Source organism: Mycobacterium sp. TH-M11 (genome assembly GCF_057473725.1).
On sequence record NZ_JBYCLD010000499.1, the window covers coordinates 1 to 4,616 of the forward strand.

Consider the following 4,616-nt stretch of genomic DNA (forward strand, 5'->3'; position numbering starts at 1 on the left):
ACGGTGAATTCGACTGCGTTGTGGGACATCTGAACCCTCACGGCTGGTGCGGAAGCAAGCTAACCATCAAGCCGTTGGCTTCGCTGAGCACTGCGCCATCGGCCGATGTCATAGTAGCCTCTATGAAAACTTTCCTACCGTCGATCTCGGTGATTGAGCCGCGGGCCTGCAGCGGCTCGTCGATCGGAGTGATCTTGCGGTAGTCGACGTGCAGAAACGCGGTCCGCGTCGGCCGGATGCCCGCCGCGGTCACCGTCATCCCGAACAGCCAGTCGTACAGCAGCGGAATGATGCCGCCGTGCACCGCTCGGTTGCCGCCTACGTGAGCTTGGGTGAAGTGACCGGTCATCGTGACGCCGTCAGCTCCCGAGCCGGTCACCGTCCACGGCGGCATCAGCGGATGGGCCAGCCCCGGAATGCTCAGCACCCGGCCGGCCACGATGCCAGTCTCTGGAACCTGGTGGCCGTCCAACATCGCACATGCGCTTTCGAGGTGATCGGCCGCGTCGGCCCACAATGCGCCGCCCGGGTTGGTGGAGACGGTCAGATCCTGCAAACGGCGCAGCGCCGCGATGTATCGGCCCAACTCCGCAGGCGCGTCTTCGACAGGTCGGACGTCGGGAAAGCCACCTCGGGTGTCGGTCACGAAGTCTTCATATCAGGCCGGCCCCACGTACGGAGCAGCTCGGATGGCGATGCGTGAGCCGACGAACGCCTTACAGGACAGATGGGGTGGGCAGTGGTACTGGTACGACGGCAGCCACGTCGGCCACATATTCTCACGCAAAGTATCTGACGTCACCGAACGATTCCTGCGTGACGTAACTGACGTAGACGCCACTGAAGTATTTGAGTGAGCACCGCACTCCGCACGACCCGCGAGATTATCGATAGGCAAGGAGTTTGAAGTTGAACAGGCCGCTTGACGAACTGGGCTACTACCTGCTGGCGGGAGCCGGCGGTGAGGGTCCGAAAACCTTGATGGACGAGGCCCGCCGCGGCGAGGAGTTGGGTTTGGGCACCGCCTTCATCTCCGAGCGCTGGAATGTCAAAGAAGCGTCCTCGCTCGTCGGCGCCGCATGTGCGGTCACCAGTCGGATGCAGATCGCCACCGCAGCAACGAACCACAACACCCGACACCCGTTGATCACCGGATCGTGGGCGACCACCATGCACCGGTTGTCCGGTGGCCGCTTCACTCTCGGCGTGGGGCGCGGTATCGCGGCGCTCTACGGCGCTTTCGGCATTCCGGCGGTCACGACCGCACAGATGGAGGATTGGGCCCAGGTGATGCGCCGGCTGTGGCACGGCGAGGTGATCTTCAACCACGACGGCCCAATGGGTTCCTACCCCGTCCTTTTCCTCGATCCGGACTTCGACGAGGACATCCGGCTGGCCCTGGTTGCCTTCGGCCCCCACACACTGGCATTGGGCGGCCGGGCCTTCGACGACGTCATCCTGCACACCTATTTCACCCCGGAGACCTTGCAGGGCTGCGTGAAGACGGTGAAGAACGCTGCGGAGAAGGCCGGTCGCGATCCCGACAGCGTGCGAGTCTGGTCGTGTTTCGCCACGGTCGGCGATCATCTGCCCGAACAGCTGCGGCTGAAGAAGACCGTCGCACGACTGGCCACCTACCTTCAGGGCTACGGCGACCTGTTGGTGCGGACGAACAACTGGAATCCCGCTGTGCTGGCGCGGTTTCGGGCCGACTCGGTGGTGACATCGATCGCCGGCGGAATCGACCACAAGGCGACGGCCGACCAAATCGAACACATCGCGACGCTGATTCCGGACGACTGGCTGGAGCCATCGGCGACCGGATCGGCTCAGCAGTGCGTCGACCGAATCCGCAGCGAATTCGACTACGGAGCCGATGCGGTGATCATGCACGGCGCGACCCCCGACGAACTCGAACCGATCGTGACGGCGTATCGAGCGACCGGGTAGAACGCATCTGCACGATCGGTCACGGCATGATCGCGGTGCGGGCCACCGGTTCGGCCGCGGCCTGCCGACTGGACAGGCCCCTCCGCAAAGCGGCCCCCCAACGCATGACGGGTTTCGCGGGGATCGATCAACTCGTCGAAGCCCATCTGCTCGGCTGAGCGGTAGGACGCCTGCAGTTCGGGGTCGCGCAGCTTGGCGGTGAGGTCGTCGCCGGCATGCGACGCCTTGCTCAGGGCTGCTGCGCTCATCGCGCCCATTGTCGCGCCGGGGTAGGCGAACGTCGCGCCTTGACCGTCAAAACTCAACAGGGACATGACCATCGAGCCGAAGCCGTACGCCTTGCGCAGGGTGACGTGCAGCTTGATGGTGGTGGCCACCGTCTGCGCGACGAACATGCGGCCGCCGGCGAGAAACACGATGGGCAGATGGAATGAGTCGGCCACCGTGATGAAATGCGCCGCCTTGTCGGCGGCATCGGCGTCGATCGAGCCGGCCAGCACCTGAGGCTGGTTGGCCACCACCGCGACCGGATGCCCGCCGAGATGTCCCGCGCGCAGATGATCGCCTTGCCGAACCGCGGTTGGACCTCAAACCAATCCGGTTGGTCAAAGACCACGTCGAGAACCGCACGCATGTTGTAGCTCCGGCGGTTGTCGCGCGAGACGATCTCGACCAACTCCGGTGTCGGCCGTGGCGTCGTGGTCTCGTCATCGGGCCGCGGCGACGGGTATGACCATGCGCTGGAAGGGAAGTAGGACAGGTAGCGGCGGATGTCGTCGAGCACGGTCTCTCGTCGTCGCCGATGTTGTGGATCACCCGCTGGGTAGCGCGACATCGGGTCCGCCGAGGTCTTCCTTCGAGATGTCTTCTCCGGTCGACTCTTTGACGACGGGCGGCCCGGCGGTGAAGATCGCGCCGTGGCTGCTCATGATCCGGAAGTCGCACACCGGGGCCACCAGCGCGCCGTGACCGGCCGACGGGCCCAGCACCGCGGCAACGGTCGGGACCCGGCCCGAGCATTTCGCCTGAGCGAGCAGATCGGTTGGGGAGCGCCCGTAATGTCCACCGGTCGGCCGAAAGCCTGCGCCCTCGCCAGCGTGGTGAAGTCTTCGGCGCCGAGCATCGCCGGTGAGCCGTTGATCAAGCCGGACCCGACGATGATGCCGTCGGCCGCGGTCTCGCCGCCGACGCAAGTGGTTTGCGATGCCATACAGCGCTCAATCAGAATCTCGGCCAGCAGTCGCGGTTCGCTGATCATCAGGTCGTGGCAGGTGTCGATGGGGATCAGCGTCTGCACGCCGCCAGCGCGGCGATGCTGCGTAACTGTGTGCGCCGAAAGAGCGCGTGATCGCGCAGGGTCAGGATCCAGGTCCGTGGACCATCGTCGGGCAGGTCGCTGCGATCGACCGGCTCGGCGATGATCGTGGTGGCCTCCTTATGAATCCGCGACAAGGTGAAGCAGCGCTGCGCACGGCTCAAGCCGTTACAGAAGATCAACGCGCTCAGCGCATTCGGCTTAATGTCACGGGAGGGTTGCGCAGCCGGACGGCCCGCCGTATGTACCAGGCCAGCGGACCGACGAGCGTATCGACGATCGCTGAACCCGGCACGGGCAGGCGCGACGCCGCCAGGATCATCTCGCGCACACCCGCGGCCTCGATCTGTTCGACCGCCGACCGGCGCCGTGGCCGGGCATATCGACGGCCAGCGCCGCCAACTCCGGTGCCAAGTGGCGCAGTTCGGAAATGGTGAGATCCCGGCAGTCCACCGAGTGCTCACCGCCGTGACGGGGCCGGCGAACTCAGGTTATGTCAACTCGAAATCGATGATGCCACGGACTATCTCACCGTTGAGCATGTCAGCGTAGGCGTCGTTGATCTCGTCGAGGCGGTAGCGCCGGGTGATCATCTCGTCGAGCATGAGTTGCCCGCTCTGATACAGCTTGGCCAATCGGTCGATGTCGGCCTTCGGATTGCACGAGCCGAAGATGGTGCCCGCCAACGTCTTGTTCATCAGGATGAATTCCTGCAAGTTGATCTTGACCGCTTGGGTCAGCTGCGATGTCATCCCGGTCAGCACGCAGGTACCGCCCTTTCGGGTCAAAGCCACCCCATCGCGGACGTCTTCGCGGCTCACTAACGACGGCGAGACGACAACAGCATCGGCCATCAGGCCGTAGGTCAGACCCCGCACCAGATCCATTGCCTCTTCGGCCGTTGCGGCGGTGTGCGTCGCGCCGAACCGTAACGCCGACTTTTGTTTGAAATCAACGGGATCGACGGCGACGATCTGCGCAGCCCCATTTATCCTTGCGCCTTGAATGGCGGCCGTGCCGATGCCGCCGGCGCCGATCACCACGACGGTGTCGCCGGCGCGCATGTTGGAGCGGTTGGACACCGAGCCGTAACCGGTCGGTATGGCGCACGACAGCAGCGCGGTGGGCGCCAACGGCAGATGTTGCTCGATTTTCACCAGCGATCTCGTGGATGCCACGGTGTGTTCGGCGAAGGTGCCCACCTTGGCGATGTGGCCGAGATCCCGGCCGTCGGCGGTGTGATGACGGAAGGTTCCGTCAGTGGGCATGCCCGGGATCATGGTGCCGATGCCGGCATCGCAGATGTATTCGGCTCCGGTTGCGCACCAACGGCATTGGCCGCAGACCGCGA

4 protein-coding genes and 1 pseudogene are annotated in these 4,616 nt (G+C 64.6%); 1 reads left to right on the forward strand and 4 read right to left on the reverse strand.

The window, feature by feature from the left end; all coding sequences use genetic code 11:
- Window positions 1-37: 37 nt before the first annotated feature.
- Window positions 38-646 (reverse strand): PaaI family thioesterase, encoded by a 609-nt coding sequence (locus AC2VOG_RS19135; RefSeq protein ID WP_486941405.1) that lies wholly within the window; start codon window positions 644-646, stop codon window positions 38-40.
- Between the two features lie 263 nt (window positions 647-909).
- On the opposite strand from AC2VOG_RS19135, the gene AC2VOG_RS19140 reads away from it, so the two are divergent.
- Window positions 910-1,950, forward strand: a complete 1,041-nt coding sequence (locus AC2VOG_RS19140) for a TIGR03857 family LLM class F420-dependent oxidoreductase (RefSeq protein ID WP_486941406.1) — start codon at window positions 910-912, stop codon at window positions 1,948-1,950.
- 19 nt (window positions 1,951-1,969) lie between these two features.
- Here the strand turns inward: AC2VOG_RS19140 and AC2VOG_RS19145 are convergent.
- The 3 genes and pseudogenes from AC2VOG_RS19145 to AC2VOG_RS19155 all read right to left on the reverse strand — a co-directional run.
- Window positions 1,970-3,319, reverse strand: a pseudogene (locus tag AC2VOG_RS19145) (carboxyl transferase domain-containing protein).
- Window positions 3,235-3,429, reverse strand: coding sequence for a hypothetical protein (locus AC2VOG_RS19150; protein ID WP_486941407.1), 195 nt, complete (start codon window positions 3,427-3,429; stop codon window positions 3,235-3,237). The pseudogene AC2VOG_RS19145 and the gene AC2VOG_RS19150 overlap by 85 nt, the downstream one beginning before the upstream one ends.
- Before the next feature lie 327 nt (window positions 3,430-3,756).
- Window positions 3,757-4,616, reverse strand: an 860-nt coding sequence (locus tag AC2VOG_RS19155) for a zinc-binding dehydrogenase (RefSeq protein ID WP_486941408.1), incomplete at its 5' end; no start/stop codon positions are given.